The sequence below is a fragment of the Granulicella aggregans genome (assembly GCF_014203275.1).
Taxonomy (GTDB): Bacteria; Acidobacteriota; Terriglobia; order Terriglobales; family Acidobacteriaceae; genus Edaphobacter.
On the sequence record NZ_JACHIP010000004.1, the window covers coordinates 513748 to 528941 of the forward strand.

Here is a 15194-nt window from a genome sequence, read left to right on the forward strand (position 1 = left end):
GTTTGCTCGAAACCCCATTGCGCTTATGCTGGGGGTGAGAGATTCACGGAGCCGTAATGCATCCAGACCTAGAGAAGCTGATAGTTCTGCAGACCCACGACATTGAAGGCAAGCGCCTGCGCGACGAGATGGTCGCGCTGCCCAAGCTCGTCGCCAGCTTGACGGCGAAGCTGGAGGCGGTAAAGGGCCAGCGTGCGGTCGTAGTCGACCTCATCGCCAAAGAAGAGGCGCTGCGCCGCGGCCAGGAGTCCGATATCAAGGACCAACAGGCGAAGATCGCCAAGGTCACCAAGCAACTGGATAACGCCGCAAATACCGTGCAGGCAAATGCGTTTGAGCACGAGATCGCGTTTGCGAAGAGCAAGATCTCCGGCTTTGAGGACGCGGAGCTGGAGAGCATGGAGCGCAGCGAGGCGCTCGACGGGCAAAAGAAGCTGGCGGACGAGGCGGTCGAGATCGCCGTCAAGACTTTAGACCGCGAGAGCGCCCGGGCTACCGAGACGGTTGCGAAGGACAAGACGCTACTGGCGGCGGTCGAGGTGCAGCGCGTCGCCGTGCGCGCGGATGTGAGCGAGGCAGCGCTTTCCACCTATGATCGCATCGCAAAGGGTAAAGGAACTGCGGTCTCCGAGGCGCTAAACCAGAAATGCACAGTCTGCCAGATGATGGTTCGCCCGCAGCGCTGGAACGATCTTCGCGACCGCAGTAACGATGATCAGATGATGACCTGCGAGAGCTGCGGTCGGCTGCTGTACTATGATCCGGCGCGGGACGCTCCGCAGCGGAAGACGGTGCCGGTCGAGAGCATCGCGGCGTCGATTATCCGGTCGTTATAGGGACTCCTGTATCTTTGGCAGTGTGAGCGAGGGTCGTTTGAAGAGAATTGCGATCGATATGGACGAGGTGATAGCGGACGCGGTCGCCGAACACATTCTCCGCTACAACCGCGATCACGATGCCAAGATCACCAAGGACGATCTGCACGGCAAGTGGCTGTGGGACGTGGTCTCGCTCGACCACCACCCGGCATTAGAGGCGTACCTGCGGTCGGAGGACTTCTTCGAGGTGCTCGATGTAATGCCCGACGCGCAGCGGGTGCTCGAGGCGCTGCAGCGGAAATATGAGGTGTTTATCGCGACGGCGGCCATGGAGTTCCCAACCTCCTTCATGCCGAAGTACCGCTGGCTGGAGCGCCACTTTCCGTTCATTCCGCCATCGCACGTCGTCTTCTGCGGGAACAAGTCGATCATTCACGCGGACTACCTGATCGACGACAATCCTCGGCAGCTTCGCCTCTTCAGCGGGGAGGGAATTCTCTTCGATTCGCCGCACAATGTCGCGGTGACGGGATTCCGGCGCGTGAAGAACTGGCGGGAAGTGGAAGCGATGTTTTTGTAGGGCAGGGAAAAATGAAAAGGGAGAAGCGCTCTGGTCGGCTTCTCCTTTATCCCTTTTCACTCCTCCCTGCACTTCAGACGTACAACGCCGATTCAAACCGCTGCAGCGCGTTCTCGTTCCACGCGTGCGAACTTTTCCGCCAGGTATCGCCGTTCTCCGCCATAAAGTTAGGGAAGTCCATGCGGCAGTATCCGCAGCGCTGCTGGAAGTCGAAGAGCGCCTGGGCGGTGCCGTCGAGGTAGAGGACTGCCTGTTGCCCGTCGCGTGACCACTCGATGCTGGCGATGCGGGTGGCCTCGGGGCGCTGCAGCTCGGCGTCGCTCTTGGCGAGAGCTTCGACGTTGTAGATTAGCATCGCGTCCATGATGCTGTTTTCCTGCGTCTCCTGCGAGCGGTCGCAGGCGTAGAAGTATCCAGCGACACCTTCATCTTCGAAGACTGCGGTCCACGGAACAGCGGTCGAGTTGGAGGAAAGGAAGGCCCGGCCGGGAGTGAAGGAAAGCGACTGCATAACACCTCTTCCCTTTAAGATACATCCGACGGGCCGTCGTCAGAAGTTCTGAAGAGAGGCACAAGATACACTCGAATGCGGGGTCGCCGGTTTTCAGACTAGATTCCCTGACACGCGATTCTTATAACAATGAAACTTCCCAAGATCCACATCGGTCGACCGCAACAGATTGCCGCACTCCTCCTGCTCTTCTTTCTTGGCGAATGCCTGTGGGTGATCGACCGTCAGCAGTTGTCGCCGGCTGACTATCGCTACGCGCTGTGCGGGCGCGAGATGTGGGAGCGGCCCTCACCGCTGGCCGGATACTTCACTACATGCGGCAACCTGAACGGCGATGGGACCATGGCCTATCGCGTCGCCGGACTTCCGCTGTCGGTGCAGCGGCTGGTGCTGGTGGGCGCGGACAAGCTGCGCAAGCCCGAGAACCGGTTGTACGTCGGCGGTTCGCTGGGCGGATCCACCTGGGAGATGCGCCACCAGATCTCCCTGACCGGCGTGAAGTTTCTGATGCACCTGCCGTTTGTCTTCTTCGCAATCTGGCTGGGCGGCGGCTTGTGGTGGGTCTGCCGTAGGCTCTTCGGCGATGAGGGCGCGTTCCTCTCGCTCGGGCTCTACTGCTTCTGCCCGACGGTGATCCGGTACGCGGTCTCGCCGAATAACGAGATCCTTGCGATGTGGGGGCTGTACGGGCTGGTCTATGCTGCCATCGGCGTCGCGCACGCGCTGCAAGGGCCGCGAAGGAAGTGGAAGCCGAGGATTGGCCTATTCATCCTTGCGCTCGGGCTGACGGCAAGCGCGCATCTGCTCGCGGCGATGGTTGGGTTTGTAGCTGCCGCAGGATTTCTCTTCTACCTGGCCGAACGGCGACGCAGCTATGTCATGCAGATTCTGATCTTCTCCGCGCTCGGCGCTCTGGGGATCGTCTTTGCCTCGTTCGCGTTCCGGCTGGCACCGTTCAGCTATGTCTTCACCGGCGGTGGGGCGCGCTTCTGGTTCTCGCTTGAGGCGGTGAAGGGCTTCTTCGCCTATTTGATCAACGCTCCGATTGCGGTTGCCACCGGCGTCGCCGCCGTCTTATATCTGGGCGTAAAGCGCTGCCGCTACTTCGGCAATACGACGCCACTGTTAATGGTGCTCGCCGTCTTTGCGCTGCAGACGACGCAGCAGGTCAGTTATCCGTGGCTGTGGGCGCTGCCTTTCCTCTTGACCTTCGCTGGTGGAGTCTTCGCGGACGCGCTCGAGACGAAGCAGCGCAGGATCTTTCTCGCGCTTTCCATCGTAATTCTTCTGACCCAGGTACTCTTTTGTCTCAACACGTTGCCCAGTTTGTCGCGAACTATCTAGCGGAAATGCGCTAAGCTGCATCCTAGTTGGATAAAAGCCCGTCCACGGGCGAAGAAAACTCCACACATCATGAAAATCCCAGGCGGCCAGCCCCAGATGCATTCGATCAGGACAGTAAGACTCCGCCCAACTCCTCGCACCCTTGCGACTGCAACTCTTCTCGCGGCTCTGCTCTTTGTAGACGGCTGCCATCGCCATCGCAAGACGGTCTCCGCACCGAACACGACCGACTACGCAGACAACATCGAAGGGGTGACGAAGTCGCCCACGCTGTCTATCCTGCGCTGGCCGAATTACTCCGACTACCAGCCTGCTGTAGCGACCTTTTACGACGACCGCAACAATGAAGTCGCCTGGACGCGCGACGGCAAGCCGACGAAGCAGGCGCTCGCGTTCATCCAGGCCTTTAGCGATGCCGCCGCGAAGGGGTTGAACCCGGAGGACTACGATGCCTCCCTCTGGGGCGGCCGTATCCAGAAACTTGCCGGGAAGAACGAAGACGACTTCGCGCAGTTCGATGTGGCCATGACGATTGCGGTGATGCGCTACGTCTCCGATCTGCACATCGGCCGCGTGAATCCGACGCACTTCAACTTCGACATCGACGTGAATACGAAGAAGTACGATCTTGCGGAGTTCGTCTCAGACCAGGCTGTCGACGCGGACGATGTGCCGAAGCTGGTCACCTCGATTGAGCCGAACTCGGAGCAGTACCGCAAGACAGAGGCAGCGCTCGCGCACTATCTCGATCTTGCAGAGCAGCAAACGCAGTCGAACGTCGCGCCGCTGACTGTAGTAGCGAAGCCTGTAAGCGTGGGCGAATCGTTTGCGGAGGCTGGAGCTTTGCTCGATCGCCTGAAGCTGGAGGGCGATGCTCCTTCGGACGAGATAGCGACGACAATTTACGACAAGGCAATCTCCGACTCGGTGAAGCGTTATCAGCATCGTCACGGCATCACCGAGGATGGCAAGCTGACTCCGCAGACCGTCAAGTCGCTGAATGTGCCGCTATCTGCCCGCGTGACGCAGTTGCAGAACTCGCTCGAGCGCTGGCGCTGGCTGCCGGACCAGTATCTGAACGCGCGCATCATTGTGAACCTGCCGGAGTTTGTGCTGCATGCGTATGACGCGCAGCATCAGCCGGAGTTCACCATGAAGGTCGTTGTCGGCAAGGTCGTAGGAGAACACCAGACGCCGGTCTTCGCGCACATGATGAGGTATCTCGTCTTCCGGCCCTACTGGAGCGTCCCGGTCGATATTGCGAAGAAGGAACTTGTTCCTCATATCGTTACAAATAAGGACTATCTCGCCACCAAGAACTTCGAGGTGACGAACACCAAGGGTGACATCCTCACCAACTACACAGCGCACCAGGTCTCGCAGGGCGGCGTGATGGTGCGTGAGAAGCCTGGGCCGAAGAACTCGCTGGGGTTGGTGAAGTTCATGTTTCCCAACCAGTACGACGTCTATCTGCATTCAACCCCGGCGACCGAACTCTTCAACCGCACCCGGCGCGACTTCAGCCACGGCTGCGTTCGCGTGCAGGAACCGGCGAAGCTGGCGGCATGGGTGCTCGATGGGCAGAAGGATCGCGATAACAACGATTGGGATATCGACAAGGTGACGGAGACGATGAACAGCGGCCCCGACAACCACCAGGTCAACCTAAAGACGCCGATTCCGATTGTTATTTTTTATGTCACCGGCTTCGTGGAGGACGACGGCGACACGCACTTCTTCGACGACATCTACGGCTACGACGCGCAGTTGCAGGCGGTGCTCGCCAAGGGAATGCCCTATCCGGTGAAGCGGGAACCAGTGGTAGCAAAGACGGTTCCCGGCGACACGCTGTAATTTCTGCCGGACACGCTGTGATTTCGGTAGACTGTGGCGATGAAATCGCCGGTCATTTCCGAGGTCGTTGCGGGGCGCGGTGAGTCGAGGAAGCTAGACGCCTATATCGCCGATGCGCCGGAGTTCGCTCAGCCCATCCTGACGCATCTGCGAGGACTGGTTCATCGGGCGTCGCCTGAGATTGAAGAGGCCATCAAGTGGCGACAGCCGTTCTTTCTCCATCGCGGATCTCTGCTGTGCTTCATGGCTGCGTTTAAACAGCACTGCAGCTTCGGCTTCTGGGGTGCGGAGATGTCTGCGGTCATGAAGCAGGATGGCCGCGAAGGCGAGGACGGCGCGAAGGGATCGCGCGGTGCGTTTGGCCGCATCACGTCTGTAGCTGATCTTCCTTCCAACAAAGAAATGCTGGGCTACATCAAGCAGGCGATTGCCTTCACCGAGACTGCGACCGACGCGCCGAAGCCCGCCAGGACTCGCAAGCCGAAGCCAGAGGTGGAGCCGCCAGCGGAGTTCGCTCTCGCAATAAAGCAAAGCGACGGAGCGACGAAGGCATTTGCTGCGCTGTCTCCGAGTTGCCGTCGTGAGTACATCAATTGGATACTCGAGGCGAAGCGCGCCGAGACGAAAGAGCGTCGGATTCAGACTGCTGTGCAATGGATTACTGAAGGCAAATCGCTGAACTGGAAGTATGAAAACTGCTGATGTGTTGTCTTTGTCCTACAGACTGGCCTTGGTTCCACGATTCATCGTATGAAGTTTGGCAACCTGCCCGAGGGCATGAGACTGTAGGTCAATGGGACGACGTACGGAAGTGGGGCCTGAAGTAGATCCAGCCTTGTTTCAGCAGAACCTGATGGAGTGGTACCGGGTGCATGCGCGTAAACTTCCGTGGCGCGGTGCGGTCGACCCCTATTGCATATGGCTCTCGGAGATCATGCTCCAACAGACGCGCGTCGCCTCTGTGATCGAGCACTATCATGAGTTCCTGCTCAAATTTCCCACTTTGCTGGCTCTTGCTCTCGCGCCGGAACAGGATGTGCTCGCCGCGTGGAGCGGTCTGGGCTACTACCGGCGCGCGCGCATGTTGCATAAGGCGGCACAGTTCATCACGGAAGAGCTGGGCGGCGTTCTGCCTACAAATTCGGTGGCGCTTCGCACGTTACCTGGCATCGGCGAGTACACCTCTGCGGCTATTGCCAGCATTGCCTTTGGAGAGAGCGTTGCCGTCGTCGACGGAAATGTGGAGCGTGTGCTGCTTCGCCTGACCGGACGCTCTGAAGACAGGACCGCCGCCGGACGGGCCTTTCTGCGATCGACGGCCCAAGAGCTTGTTCCAGGAGCGATCGACGCAGGTTCCGCGACCAAGCCTGGAGTAGGACGAAAGACGAAGCAGATTGCGGTAGGGCGGCCCAAGCGCAACCCTCCGGGCGATCATAACCAGGCGATGATGGAGCTTGGCGCGACGATCTGCCTGCCTCGCGCGCCGCTTTGCCTGCACTGTCCGGTGCGCTCGCTTTGCATGACGAAAGGAGAGCACAGCACTTTTCCGCGAGCGAAGCTGAGAAGCCGCGAGGTCGCCTTTCTGCTCTCTGTGCGCAAGCGCGGAGTCGCGACCGAGGTGTTGCTTGCGCAGCGGCCTGCAGAGGCAAGCCTGATGGCAGGGATGTACGAACTGCCGCCGCTGCCATTGGACGCAGAAGCCGACGAGATGGCGAGCCGAGAGCCGCTGTTGCGGATTCGGCACGCGATTACGAATACGAACTACTACGCACGCATCTACGCTCCGATGGGGCCTTCGGATAAGGCGCTGCGCCGTGCTGTTCCTATCGCGAAAGCTGATCTTCACTGGATTCGAACGGCTACGCTCCTGCAGTTGCCGCTGACTGGCCTCTGTCGCAAGGTGCTGCAGCGGCTGGATGTGATGCCGGTTAGGCCTCTGCGCGCTCCTATCGCGGAAGAGAAGCACGTTGCGGGGTTTCATTCGCAGTCGAGCAAGGGTAGTCCGGTCATCGACGAGGATGAAGACCATGATTCGTTTTAGATAGCGGGCATCCGGCGTCCTGCTTTGGCTGCGAGATGGCAGAATGGAACACTCAGGAGAATCCCCTATGAACCTTCGCACTGCAACCGCTCTTCTTGCGCTGACTGCTTCAATCTTTGGATACACCCAGGCGCAGGTCCCACCCGAGGTCGCGAAAGCTGAAGCTACGATTGACGCCGAGAAGATTCGTGCGCATGTGCGCTTCCTCGCCGATGACCTGCTTGAGGGCCGTGGCCCAGGGCTTCGCGGCAGCGAGCTTGCGGCGAAGTACATCGCAACTGAGTTCGCGCTCGCCGGACTGAAGCCTGCGGGCGACAACGGAAGCTACTTCCAGCAAGTGAAATTCTTCGGCATGACGGTCAAGCGCGACTCATCCTCCTTGGCTCTTGTTTCAAAGGGTGGCTCTCCGATTGATCTGAAGTTCGGGCCGGACTACGTCGTCAACAACCCGCGGCACGAAGCAGTTGCGGACATCGACGCCCCCATCGTCTTCGTCGGCCACGGCGTGACTGCTCCGGAGTTTGGCTGGGATGACTACGCGGGCATTGATGTGAAGGGCAAGGTAGTGCTGATCATCGTCGGTGACCCGCCGTCGGACGACCCGAAGTTCTTTGGCGGTAAGGCGCTGACCTACTACGGCCGCTGGACCTACAAGTACGAACAGGCGGCGCGTAAGGGCGCGATTGGCGCGCTGATTATTCACCGCACGGACCTTGCGAGCTATGGCTGGAGCGTGGTGCAGAACTCGGGTGCCGGAGAGAAGACCTTCTTGGCCGACGATGCCAAGCCGGTCGTCGAGGCTGCCGCCTGGATTCACCATGACGTTGCGGACAAGCTCTTTGCCGCCGCTGGAATGCCTGCAACGGACGATGAGATTGCCACTGCAGGCAAGCGCGGCTTCAAGGCGATTGAATTGCCAGTGCACCTGAAGGCGCATATCCAGAGCACGGTACGGCCCTTCGAATCAGCGAATGTTGTCGGTATTCTTCCGGGCGAGAGCAAGGGCAAGGACCAAGCGCTGATGTACTCGGCGCACTACGACCATTTGGGCTTTGTTCCCGGCATGGCGGGTGACAACATCTACAACGGCGCTGCCGACAACGCGACCGGCTGCGGGATTCTGATCGAGCTGGCGCGGGTTTGGGCCCAGTTGAATGAGACCAGCCTGAAGCCGCCGCACTCGGTCATCTTTGCCGCGGTCACGGCGGAGGAGCAGGGGCTGCTCGGCTCGGAGTATCTCGGGCAGCATCCACCGATCCCCGCCGGGCAGATCGCGCTCGACCTGAACTACGACGACATCCAGCCCTTCGGCGATCCCTTAGAGACGAACGTTGCGGGCTCGGAGCGAACGAGCTTCTACCCCACGGTCGAAGCAACGGCAAAGCGCTTTCATCTCGCCATCGTCCCGGATGCGCATCCCGAAGCGGGCCACTACTATCGCAGCGACCACTTCAGCTTCGCCCGCGTCGGTGTGCCGTCGTTCTCGGTGGGCGAAGGTACGCTCTTCGCCGGGCACGATGCGGCATGGGGGCTCGCGAAGGAAGATGACTACGTGGCCCACCGTTATCACAACTTCTCCGACAACTACACGCCGGACATGGACTTCACCAGTAATGCAAAGCTGGCGAAGTTTGGGATGGAGCTGGGGTGGGAGGCGTTGAGCGCGAAGTCGACGGTGCAGTGGAAGGCGGGGGATGAGTTTGAGGGGGCGAGGAAAACCAGTCTTACTGCGACTCCGACGCGGTAACTCCTTGATGCCCATGTATGGTTGGCTTCGGCGCGGTGTATGGGCTTCGGGTGCGTCGGAGATGGAATCAGGGGTGGACGGTTGTAGACGACCAGTCTATTATAAGTGGTTATGTCTTCATCGGCCACAACTCGTGAACACCTCCTCGAGGTCGGGCTCAAGCAACTTCGCTCCACCGGGTATACCGCGACCGGAGTGAAGGAGGTCCTCGATCTGGCAAAAGTTCCAAAGGGATCTTTCTATCATTACTTTCCCAGTAAGGAAGTCTTTGCGGGAGAGCTCCTGGCCAGGTATGGAGAGCAGGAGATTCAGAGAGCCCAGCGCATTCTTGGTGACACGTCCATCGCTCCGCTCAAGCGTCTCCGCGCGTACTTCGACGAGCTTATCTCCGTTTATGGAAATAAGGCGGAGATCAGCGGCTGCTTGATCGGAGGGCTGAGCCTCGAAGTGGCAGACCATAGTCCAAAGCTGCAGGTTCAACTTCAATCCACGTACACGGCCTGGCAGGATGCGATAGCCGAGGTCCTCCGGCAGGCAGTGAAGGCAGGCGACCTGAGTCCCTCGGTGAAGCCGGATGCGCTGGCGGAGTTTGTGTTGAACAGCTACGAAGGCGCGCTGGTGCGGATGAAGGCAGAGCAGAGCGGCCGACCGTTGAAGAACTTCCTCCACTTCATCTTTGGCGTCCTTTTAAAGCCTTAGCTCTTCCGGTAAGAATGGCGAATAAACGGATTAATGAATCCAGGAACCAACCGGTCTACTCTTATCCCTGAACCGGACAATTGGTTCACCAAATCCCGATCCATGGAGACCTACTATGTCGAACCACACTACTTCTTCCAAGGGCACTGCGCTGATTACCGGAGCCTCGACGGGCATCGGTGCCGTCTATGCGGATCGTCTGGCGCAACGCGGCTATGACCTGATCCTTGTCGCTCGCAATGGCAAGCGTCTGAGCGAACTTGCAACCTCCCTCGCCGCCAAGACTGGCCAAAAGGTAGAGGCTTTTCCCGCCGACCTTACCAACAAGGCCGAGCTTCTCAAGCTCGAGGAACGGCTCCGAACGGACACCTCCATCACGACTTTGGTGAACAATGCAGGTTTCGGTGGCGTGGCTACGCTGCTCGACTCGAACGTCGATGATATGGAGAACATGATCGATCTGAATATCACGGCTCTTCTGCGCCTCACCTCCGCTGTGCTGCCTGGTTTGCTGGAGCGCAAGCGTGGAGCGATCATCAATATCGCGTCCATCGTCGCTCTCAATCCGGAGCTGTTGAATGGCGTCTACAGCGGAACCAAGGCCTTCGTCCTGAATCTTACCCAGTCGCTGCACAAAGAGGTTGGGGACAAGGGCGTTCAACTTCAGGCTGTGTTGCCTGGCGCGACGGCATCTGAGTTCTGGAACCGCGCGGGTATCGGCGGCCACCAGAATCTGCCGTCCGAAATCGTGATGAGCTCGGAGGAGATGGTCGATGCTTCGCTGGTCGCCTTCGATCACGGCGAGCTTGTGACGATTCCGGCTCTGCCGGAAATCGCGGATTGGGAGAAGTTCAACGCTGCGCGTTTGGCGCTCGCGCCCAACCTCTCACACAAGCATTCAGCGGCTCGTTATGGCGTTCGTGGGTAACTAAGAGGGGGTCTTGGCGGAGACGCCGAGACCCCTGTTGTGTAGCGCGGCTAATGTATGGATGGCCGACGGGCCGAAACTACTTGATGATGCCACGCTCGCTGGCCGCGATGAAGTCGGCAAGGTAGCCCACATGCTCATCCGCGCCGGCAGCGAGGCTTTCGCGCATGGCTTCGAGCGCCTGCGAGGTGTTCATCTTCGAAGCCGTCAGCAGGCGGAAAGCTGAACGCAGCGTCTTGATCTGTTCCGGGGTAAAGCCTTTGCGTTCGAGGCCGACCTTGTTGATGCCGTAGGCGTGATTGTTGCGCTCGATCGAGGTCAGCGAGTAAGGCAGCACGTCCTGCGTGATCGTCGTGCCACCGCCGATATAGGCGTACTTGCCGATGCGGCAGAACTGGTGCACCGGGCAGAGGGCACCGACGACGGCAAAGTCTTCCACGATGACGTGGCCAGCAAGCGTGGCCGAGTTCGCTAGGATGCAGCCGTCGCCGATATGCGAATCATGGCCGATGTGGGTGTAGGCCATGATGAGGCAGCCGGAGCCGACGGTGGTATGGCCGCCGCCGCCGACAGTGCCTCGGCTGATGGTGACGTACTCGCGGATGTCGTTGTTGTCGCCAAGCGTAACTCGCGTCGGCTCACCGGCGTACTTCAGATCCTGCGGCGCAACACCGATGCAGGCGAACGAGAAGATGCGGTTCTTTTTGCCTACCGTAAGATGCCCGTCTAAGACGACGTGCGAGACAAGCTCGCACTCTTCGCCTAGAAGGACGTTCGGGCCAACCGTGCAGAATGGGCCGATCTTGCAGCTTGCCGGGATGACTGCGCCTTCAGCGACGATCGCCGTGGGATGGATGCTCACGCGAGCGTGACCTCGGGCTGAGCGACGACGGTGGCCACTTCGGCAGGCTTCGCGACTTCTTTTGCCGCCTCTTTCGCCGGACGCGGGACGACCATGCAGGTTACGGTCGCTTCGCAGGCTACCTTGCCTTCGACCGTCGCGATGCCGAGCATCTTCACGGCAGTCTTGCGCCAGTTGAGTACAGTGACTTCGATGCGAAGCTGGTCGCCGGGAACGACGGGGCGGCGGAACTTCGCGCCTTCGATGCCGGTGAAGACCATCAGTTTCGAGTCGCGGTCCGGGATCTCGGTGAGCAGGAGAGCGCCGCCGGCCTGGGCGATGGCCTCGACGATCAGAACGCCGGGCATCAGCGGGTAGTCGGGGAAGTGGCCGGTGAAGTGGGGCTCGTTCGCGGTGACGTTTTTGATGGCGACGATGCGCGTCTTACGCTCCATCTCGATGACGCGATCGATCAGGAGGAACGGGTAACGATGAGGCAGGATCGCCATGATCTCGCCGATGTCCATCGTCGTTTTATAGGGTGTTGCTGCTGTTTCTGTCTCGGTCGGGTTGCTCATGGCAGCCACCAGTATAAATTGCTCTTCGTTCCTAATTCTTCGTTTTGCCCTTGGCCTTCAGCGGGAGGTCGGTGTTGAACATCGTCGGCTCAATCGCCTCGTTGTACTTCACGTCGAGATAGAAGCGCTGGTTGGCAAGATCGCCGTTTTTGTAGCGGCTGATGGTCAGCGGCGTCATAACGCCCTGGATGAGGTGGTAGTCGTCGTACTGTTCCACGTCTTCGTCGTGATCCTTGAACTGAACGTTTCGGCTCTCGAAGGTGCGGCGCAGCGGGAGATGGCTGGATGCGTCCAGTTCGACGGTGACTGCGTCGTTGTCGGCGCCCAGGAGCGTCACCTTCTCGGCTTGGCGGCGCTCTACCTGGCTCGCGCCCTCGTAGAGGACGACGATACCGGGCTGCTTGAGCCAGACGTTGATGATGGATTCGAGCGAATGCCTCTGCCGGAGGAAGTAGTCCTTCACCTGGTCGGCGGGGAGCGGCTTGTTGCCCTTGTAGGTAATCTCATAGCCGTTGCCGGCGGTGTAGATCTGCACGATATCGCGCTTCTTGGTGTACTCGATGCGGTCCGCCTCGGGGTGGGTGGCGTCGGCGAACTGCTTGAAGTCCCAGAATGGGGGCGAGCCGAGATTGGGCTGTCCGCGAAAGAAGGCCGCGGTGTTTCCGTGGAAGACCGCTGTCCGGCGGTTCAGCCAAGCGTCCCCTCCAAGGGCGGCGACCATCTGGTCGAGCAGAATGCGGCCGCGCTTATCCTGGTCGACCCCGTTGGTCTGGCTGCCATTCTGGGCGGCGGTTTGTGCGCTCGGGATCTCGGACGCCTGGGCCTGAAGCCGCGTCGGCATCGCTGTAATGGTCGCGGCGGTCAGGGCGAGGACGACAAGCTTCGGTACAACCTTCATTCCAACTCCAAACTTTATTGACTCACTCAGCCTACAAGCACCGCGCCGCCGTTGACGTTGAAGATCTCTCCGGAGCAGAACCCGGCGAAGGGGGTGCAGAGAAACAGTATGGGCCCGGCGATCTCATCGACGTGTCCGACGCGGCCAAGAGGAATCGTCGACAGTATCTTCTTGGACGTATCGGGGTCGTTCAGGGCAGCCTGCGACATCTCGGTGGCGACCCATCCCGGGGCGACGCAGTTGCAGTAGATGCCCTCGCCGGCGAGTTCTGACGACAGGCTCTTGGTGAGCGAGATCATCGCTCCCTTGCTTGCGGCATAGTCGGCGTGAAAGGCCTCGCCGCGCTGGGCAGCCGTGGAGGCGACGAGGACGATGTGGCCTCTGGCGCTGGTTACCTCAGAGACCGGTTGGGCCTGCATCTGGGCGACGCCGGCCTGCACCAGGCCGAAAGCGCTGTCGAGATTGACGCTGAGAGTATTGCGCCACTGCTCAGTGGACATGGTCGCGATGGGCGCATTGTGCGATGGCCAGATACCGTGATTGACAACGAGGCAATCGAGTCTCCCAAACGCAGCGACGGCAGCAGCAACGAGGGCGCGACCATCTTCTGCGCTGGCGAGATCCTGCTGGATGGCGACGCAGTATTCGGTGCCGCCGCACTCAGCGGCCAGAGCCTCAGCCGTCGATTTGGCGGATTGATAGCTGAAGATGACCTTCGCCCCGGCTTGCCGGAAGAGGCGGACTGTGGCTGCGCCGATGCCGCGCGAGCCCCCGGTGATCAAGGCGACTCGTCCATTTAGCGAGAGCGGAACGCCGGGTAAGGAATGGCTCATAGATTGACGCTATCCAATTGAATGGTGCCGTGCAAGCTACACGGTGCCATGAAAGATCAGGCTTTACTTCTGCGGACAGACTTCTTGGCAGCCTTCACGGCACTCTTCTTCGCGGATTTCTTTGCGGCCTTCGCTGCCTTCTCGGCTTCTGCTTTTTTGCACGGATCGCCGTGTTCTCCGCGACCAGGCGCTTCAGTTGGGCGACGGGAAGATTGAGCGTCGACTTCACCTCATCGGGATGTTTGGCGTAGGTGATGGCGTGGGCGGCGCGGAGTTCGTCCTGCCACTCGGCGTTACGGAAGACATCCCAGCGCTCGGCGGCGACCCAGTGGATGCGGGCCATGTAGGGCGCGGGGTAAAGGCCTTCGATCTCCAGCAGGTCGGAGTAGCGGTCGGGGCCGGCTGAATAGGACATCACGCCGTGGGAGAGTAAGTTGTCGAGGTTGACGAGCACGAACATCTTCCCGCCCACGGCCTTGTCGCCAACCCAATAGACGAGATTGTCGCCCCACTGCATCGTCTCGACAACGTGAGGCAGGGTGAGAAGGAACTTGCGTACCTGGTCGGCGTCCATTCCGGGAGTATAGCCGCACTCTTAGGGGCGAAGGTGGTCTTGCTTCTTTGGGTTTGGCTTGCCCGCTTTTGCGAGCTTTGAGGCTGCTGCCGCCTTTTGCGTGGCTCGTTTGGTCGAGGGGGAGTGCGTGCCTGGCTCGGGTTTACAGCTTCCTTTGGTTCGAGGCTTCTTTCCCGGGACCGGCTCAAATCCTGGCCAGCAGGGATTTTCCTCTGTCCCAGACTTTTTTGCCGACTTCTTCGCAGTTGTCATGCTGATCTGTGACTCACCCACGGAAGTCGCGGCTGTCTGCCCGGCGCACTATTTCGTCGGCTGTGTTGTCTGATTGATATCGTGCCTTGGAACTGTGAGCGTACGAAAGACCGTATAGCCGACTGCCAGGAGAATGATGATCGCGATCGTAATCACGAGGCCGCAGGACGAACTCTTCCGGGAATCCAAATCCGATGTTTTATCCAGAGCCATGCGCGGTTCGATGCCGGGAAGCTCTGGGAAGTTCTCGCAGAGAACAGTTATTTATTCGAAAGACGAAGACGAATGGGCCCCCTGGCGGTCGAGGGATCGACGACCACGCCCTTTTGGGTGATGACAATCCTGCCCGCCGCTACAAGGCGCCGAGCGGCGGCGCGGGCCGGTTCCATCAGCGACTCCCAGTTATGCCGCGAGGCTTGGCCTCCTACGAGTTTTGCAGCTTCCGACGGGCAGATCGTCTTATCGCGCCCGCGCTCCGCCAGCAGCTCCAGAATTGCCGCTTCGAGTAGGGCATCGGTCTCTGCGGCCTTTTCGCCGCGACAGGCGTCGCTGCAGTACTTCACCGCATCCCAGTCGCGCTCCCACTTTTTTCGCCATGAGAACGCCCGGCCGCAGCGCTTGCAGATCTTGTCCTTGTGCGGTGTGATGCGCTCCGGCTTGTGTTTCTTGTCGGGCATGAGTGCTTCGATGCGGATC

At 59.9% G+C, this 15194-nt stretch carries 16 protein-coding genes; 9 read left to right on the forward strand and 7 right to left on the reverse strand.

All coding sequences use genetic code 11. From position 1 onward, the window contains the following. Positions 1 to 56 precede the first annotated feature (56 nt). Both HDF16_RS15955 and HDF16_RS15960 read left to right on the forward strand, forming a co-directional pair. Complete coding sequence (locus HDF16_RS15955) at positions 57 to 836, forward strand: zinc ribbon domain-containing protein (protein WP_184218381.1); 780 nt, start codon at positions 57 to 59, stop codon at positions 834 to 836. 37 nt (positions 837 to 873) lie between these two features. Next, positions 874 to 1398, forward strand: coding sequence for a 5' nucleotidase, NT5C type (locus HDF16_RS15960; RefSeq protein WP_348641335.1), 525 nt, complete (start codon positions 874 to 876; stop codon positions 1396 to 1398). Positions 1399 to 1471: 73 nt separating this feature from the next. Here the strand turns inward: HDF16_RS15960 and HDF16_RS15965 are convergent, their stop codons facing one another. Then, on the reverse strand, positions 1472 to 1909 hold the full coding sequence (locus HDF16_RS15965) for a DUF2251 domain-containing protein (RefSeq protein ID WP_184218386.1): 438 nt from the start codon (positions 1907 to 1909) through the stop codon (positions 1472 to 1474). A 129-nt stretch (positions 1910 to 2038) separates the two neighbouring features. Here HDF16_RS15965 and HDF16_RS15970 point away from each other — a divergent pair, with 129 nt between their 5' ends. The 7 genes from HDF16_RS15970 to HDF16_RS16000 all read left to right on the forward strand — a co-directional run bounded on the left by HDF16_RS15970 (position 2039) and on the right by HDF16_RS16000 (position 10522). Beyond that, positions 2039 to 3253 (forward strand): hypothetical protein, encoded by a 1215-nt coding sequence (locus tag HDF16_RS15970; RefSeq protein ID WP_184218388.1) that lies wholly within the window; start codon positions 2039 to 2041, stop codon positions 3251 to 3253. A 69-nt stretch (positions 3254 to 3322) separates the two neighbouring features. After that, positions 3323 to 5107 carry a L,D-transpeptidase family protein gene (locus HDF16_RS15975; RefSeq protein WP_184218391.1) on the forward strand — a complete coding sequence of 595 codons (1785 nt, stop codon included), beginning with the start codon at positions 3323 to 3325 and terminating at the stop codon, positions 5105 to 5107. A gap of 39 nt (positions 5108 to 5146) precedes the next feature. Next, positions 5147 to 5809 (forward strand): YdeI/OmpD-associated family protein, encoded by a 663-nt coding sequence (locus tag HDF16_RS15980; protein ID WP_184218394.1) that lies wholly within the window; start codon positions 5147 to 5149, stop codon positions 5807 to 5809. A 91-nt stretch (positions 5810 to 5900) separates the two neighbouring features. Next, entirely contained in the window at positions 5901 to 7148 is a 1248-nt protein-coding gene (locus HDF16_RS15985) for an A/G-specific adenine glycosylase (protein ID WP_184218397.1), read from the forward strand. Between the two features lie 67 nt (positions 7149 to 7215). Beyond that, positions 7216 to 8895, forward strand: coding sequence for a M28 family peptidase (locus HDF16_RS15990; RefSeq protein WP_184218400.1), 1680 nt, complete (start codon positions 7216 to 7218; stop codon positions 8893 to 8895). Positions 8896 to 9006: 111 nt separating this feature from the next. After that, positions 9007 to 9594 carry a TetR/AcrR family transcriptional regulator gene (locus tag HDF16_RS15995; RefSeq protein WP_184218403.1) on the forward strand — a complete coding sequence of 196 codons (588 nt, stop codon included), beginning with the start codon at positions 9007 to 9009 and terminating at the stop codon, positions 9592 to 9594. Between the two features lie 115 nt (positions 9595 to 9709). Further along, positions 9710 to 10522, forward strand: a complete 813-nt coding sequence (locus tag HDF16_RS16000) for an SDR family NAD(P)-dependent oxidoreductase (protein WP_184218406.1) — start codon at positions 9710 to 9712, stop codon at positions 10520 to 10522. Between the two features lie 79 nt (positions 10523 to 10601). Here the strand turns inward: HDF16_RS16000 and lpxA are convergent, their stop codons facing one another. From lpxA to HDF16_RS16030, 6 genes are all read right to left on the reverse strand, one after another. After that, a complete protein-coding gene (gene lpxA / locus HDF16_RS16005; protein ID WP_184218409.1) occupies positions 10602 to 11384 on the reverse strand; it encodes an acyl-ACP--UDP-N-acetylglucosamine O-acyltransferase in 783 nt (260 codons plus the stop codon). Next, the gene (fabZ, locus tag HDF16_RS16010) at positions 11381 to 11941 is read right to left on the reverse strand and encodes a 3-hydroxyacyl-ACP dehydratase FabZ (protein ID WP_184218411.1); all 561 of its coding nucleotides are present in this window, start codon (positions 11939 to 11941) and stop codon (positions 11381 to 11383) included. Before fabZ ends, lpxA begins: the two co-directional genes overlap by 4 nt. Before the next feature lie 31 nt (positions 11942 to 11972). Further along, complete coding sequence (locus tag HDF16_RS16015; RefSeq protein ID WP_184218415.1) at positions 11973 to 12839, reverse strand: hypothetical protein; 867 nt, start codon at positions 12837 to 12839, stop codon at positions 11973 to 11975. 26 nt (positions 12840 to 12865) lie between these two features. Then, positions 12866 to 13672, reverse strand: a complete 807-nt coding sequence (locus HDF16_RS16020) for an SDR family NAD(P)-dependent oxidoreductase (protein WP_184218418.1) — start codon at positions 13670 to 13672, stop codon at positions 12866 to 12868. A 94-nt stretch (positions 13673 to 13766) separates the two neighbouring features. Further along, positions 13767 to 14246 carry an MmcQ/YjbR family DNA-binding protein gene (locus HDF16_RS16025; RefSeq protein WP_184218421.1) on the reverse strand — a complete coding sequence of 160 codons (480 nt, stop codon included), beginning with the start codon at positions 14244 to 14246 and terminating at the stop codon, positions 13767 to 13769. A 512-nt stretch (positions 14247 to 14758) separates the two neighbouring features. After that, positions 14759 to 15175, reverse strand: coding sequence for a DUF2256 and DUF3253 domain-containing protein (locus tag HDF16_RS16030; RefSeq protein ID WP_184218423.1), 417 nt, complete (start codon positions 15173 to 15175; stop codon positions 14759 to 14761). Between the last annotated feature and the right edge of the window lie 19 nt (positions 15176 to 15194).